The following is a 2,637-nucleotide window of genomic DNA, read 5'->3' as shown; positions in this document are numbered from 1 at the left end:
GTCTCCCGGCTCTCTTCCGCCGCAAACGCCTGCCGCGCCCAGCACAGGAAGTTCACCGTATTCCGGTGCTCAATCATCACCCCTTTGGGCACGCCGGTAGAGCCGGAGGTATAAATCACATACGCCAAATGACCGGCAGTCAGCGCAGATATCTGTGGATTGTTGTCCGGCTGCTCTGGCCGTGAATTCGGGTCCAGCACAATCCGGTTGGCAAGGGCTTTCTCACCCAGTACGCCACATCCAGCACTGTCCGCCAGTACAATAACCGGAGCGGCATCAGTCAGAATATGGGCCAGACGTTCCCCCGGATAAGCCGGGTCCAACGGCACATAAGCCCCGCCCGCTTTCAGTACCGCCAATATTCCCACCACCATGGCCGGAGAACGTGATACACAAATCGCCACCCGCTGGTCCGGCTCCACGCCCAAAGCAATCAGCTGATGAGCCAGCCGATTGGCGCGGGCATTTAATTGTGCATAACTGAGAGTCTGCCCTTCATACACTAACGCGGTTGCGTCCGGGGTTTTCTCCACCTGTTGTTCAAACAACTGATGAACACATAACTGGTCAGGGTAGGCGGTTTCTGTGGCGTTCCAGGTTTCCAGTAACAACCTACGCTCTGCCGGGGACAGAATATCGATTTCCCCGATCCGCTGTTGAGCAGGAGCAACCATTGCTTGCAGTACCGTGTGCAGATATCCCACCTGCCGTTCTATGGTCGGTTGATCAAACAGGGCGGTGGCATAACCCAGCGTACCAACAATCCTACCTTCCTGTTCTGACAAGCTAAGTTCAAGATCAAATTTGACAACATCAAAGGCTTGATCGACCGCTGACACGCCCAGCCCCGGCAGCGTCCATTCCGGATTCTCATTGTTCTGCCAGGCAAACATCACCTGGAACAACGGCGTATGCGCCAGTCGGCGTGGCGGTTGTACGATTTCCACCACCTGCTCAAACGGTAAATCCTGATGCTCCTGTGCCGCTAAGGCAGTTTGCCGTACACGTGCCAGTAATTCAGTCACGGTCAGTTCACCCGACAAATCCATGCGCAACGCCAGCATATTCACAAAGAATCCGATCAACGGTTCCACTTCCTGACGACTGCGACCGGCACTCGGTGTGCCAATCACCACATCTTCCTGACCTGACAAGCGCGACAGGACCGTCGCCCAAGCGGATAACAGCGTCATGAATAACGTGACACCGTGCTGCTCACTCAGGCGTTTCAGGGCGGCCGTTAACTCTGCATCCAAGACAACCGGCACGACATGTCCGGCAAACGACTGCTCAGGCGGACGGGGCCGGTCAGTAGGTAAATCCAGCAGAACCGGCGCGTCAGCCAGCATGGTACGCCAATAGTCGGATTGAGTCTGGGTACGTTCAGCCGACAGCCACTGGCGCTGCCAAACGGCGTAGTCCGGGTATTGAATCGCCAGCGGTGGCAACGGGTCCGGTTGCCCGGCCAGAAACGCTGTATAGAGCGCGTTCAGTTCACGTATCAGCACACTGGCAGACCAGCCATCAGAAATAATATGATGCTGGGTGAGCAGGAACCGGTATTCGTCATCGGCAAGCCGGATAAGACAGGCACGGATAAGCGGACCACGGTCAAGATCAAATGACGTGTAGGTTTCTCCAACGCTCAAGCGCTCAAGCACTATATCGGCATCCGGGAGTCCACGCAGGTCATGTTGAGATAAAGGCAAGCCGCTATCTGCCGCCAACAGCCGTACCTGCGGCTGACCGTCAACCGAGACAAAGACAGAACGTAACGCCTCATGACGGGCGAACAGGGTATCCAGCGCCCGCTGCCAGGCCACGATATCCAGTTGACCACCCAAGCGCAGGGCCATTGGGATATGATAAGTCTCGCTGACGCCATCCAACTGAACCAAAAACCACAGACGCTGTTGAGCAAATGACAACGGCAGCGCTTCCTCGCGGGATATCGGCAGGATGGCCGGCAATATAGCGTTCTGTTGGCCAGACCGGGCCGCCATAACCTCAGCAAAGGCCATCAAAGTAGGAGACGTAAACAGGGTGGTCAGCGGCAGTTCAACACCCAACGCCGCTACCCGGTTCATCATCCGTACCGCCAGCAACGAATGGCCTCCCAAAGCAAAGAAATTATCGTGCCGACTGATTCGGTCAATCCCCAGCAACTCACACCAAATCGCCGCCAGTGTAGTTTCTGTCTCCCCCTGCGGCGGCGCATAGACCTGACGGGCAAACGCCTCACTGTCCGGGGCCGGCAGCGCCTGACGATCCAACTTACCGTTAGGCGTCAATGGCAACACATCCAGCCGCACAAAGGCGGACGGCACCATATAATCCGGTAAAATAGCACTCAGGTGAGTACGCAGACTATTGACCAGCCCCTCATGGGCTTCCGCCACCACATAAGCCACCAGCCGTTTTTCCTGCCCGCCACCCAGCGCCAGCACCACCGCTTCATTCACCGCCGGGTGCTCCACCAACCGTATCTCAATTTCCCCCGGCTCTATTCTGAAACCGCGGATTTTAACCTGATGGTCGTTACGGCCCAGGAACTCCAGATTGCCCTCCGGCAGGTAGCGGGCCAAATCCCCGGTGCGGTACATGCGGGCGCCCGGTTTATCACTGAACGGATCGAGA

1 protein-coding gene is annotated in these 2,637 nt (G+C 56.9%); it reads right to left on the bottom strand.

Going from position 1 to position 2,637, the window contains the following annotated elements:
• Positions 1-2,637: condensation domain-containing protein (locus tag C5469_RS22580; protein ID WP_166310917.1), on the bottom strand; the 2,637-nt coding region annotated here is incomplete at both ends.

Source organism: Photorhabdus cinerea (genome assembly GCF_011189575.1).
Lineage (GTDB): Bacteria > Pseudomonadota > Gammaproteobacteria > Enterobacterales > Enterobacteriaceae > Photorhabdus > Photorhabdus cinerea.
Note: the sequence above shows the minus strand (reverse complement) of the source record. Positions and strands in the feature narration are given on the sequence as shown.